The 983-nt window shown below is 43.6% G+C and carries 4 tRNA genes and 1 rRNA gene; all 5 read right to left on the bottom strand.

The window, feature by feature from the left end:
• Window positions 1-130 (bottom strand): 23S ribosomal RNA (locus L1D37_RS23895); the annotation flags it as partial.
• A 383-nt stretch (window positions 131-513) separates the two neighbouring features.
• A tRNA-Val gene (locus L1D37_RS23890) sits at window positions 514-589 on the bottom strand.
• A 64-nt stretch (window positions 590-653) separates the two neighbouring features.
• Window positions 654-729, bottom strand: a tRNA-Ala gene (locus tag L1D37_RS23885).
• 25 nt (window positions 730-754) lie between these two features.
• A tRNA-Val gene (locus tag L1D37_RS23880) sits at window positions 755-830 on the bottom strand.
• Between the two features lie 25 nt (window positions 831-855).
• Window positions 856-931, bottom strand: a tRNA-Lys gene (locus tag L1D37_RS23875).
• Window positions 932-983: the final 52 nt, after the last annotated feature.

Raw genomic sequence — 983 nt, 5'->3', positions numbered from 1 at the left:
TGGGTTTCCCCATTCAGGAATCCCAGACTCAAAGGTTATTACTACCTAATCTGGGCTTATCGCAAGTTATTACGCCTTTCATCGCCTCTGACTGCCAAGGCATCCACCGTGTACGCTTAGTCACTTAACCATACAACCCGAAAGGGTCTCTGTTTTACTTTCACTTTTGAAAAGTGAAAACAAACTAGTATGGCAACTAACCAAGGTTTTTGGTTGTCATTAAGAAGGGTTAATTCTTAATGACTGTTTGCCGGACTCAATGTGAATCAAACTAAGTTTGATTCGAATACAAGACACTTGAATGTGTTTGTTGTGTTTACCTTAAAGGTAAACATTGAGAACTTTTAAATTTGATTAACTTAATCACAGCCTTGAGCTGTTTGATTTCACTTTTTAAAGTGGAAACCAATTAAGTAATCAGTCAGCTTTCCAAATTGTTAAAGAGCAAGAGTTTTTCAAGTTTTAAACTTTCAAAACCATTTTTAAAAACTCTCCGAGGAGAATGCTTAAAGATGGTGGGCGATACCGGGCTCGAACCAGTGACCCCCTGCTTGTAAGGCAGGTGCTCTCCCAACTGAGCTAATCGCCCATAAAGTTTTCTTTTGTCTTCACTTTTTAAAAAGTGAAAATAAAAGCCATTCTTATGGAAGGAATGGTGGAGCTATGCGGGATCGAACCGCAGACCTCCTGCGTGCAAGGCAGGCGCTCTCCCAGCTGAGCTATAGCCCCATATTTTTATTTCCTTGGGAGGAAATGGTGGGCGATACCGGGCTCGAACCAGTGACCCCCTGCTTGTAAGGCAGGTGCTCTCCCAACTGAGCTAATCGCCCCAAATTTTATTTCCTTGGGAGGAAATGGTGGGTCGTGCAGGATTCGAACCTGCGACCAATTGATTAAAAGTCAACTGCTCTACCAACTGAGCTAACGACCCAATGGTATCCCGTAGGGGAGTCGAMCCCCTGTTACCGCCGTGAAAGGGCGGT

Origin of the sequence: Vibrio sp. Isolate33, assembly GCF_022397895.1 — a bacterium.
Taxonomy (GTDB): domain Bacteria; phylum Pseudomonadota; class Gammaproteobacteria; order Enterobacterales; family Vibrionaceae; genus Vibrio; species Vibrio pomeroyi.
This window is presented reverse-complemented; position numbering and strand designations above follow the sequence as displayed.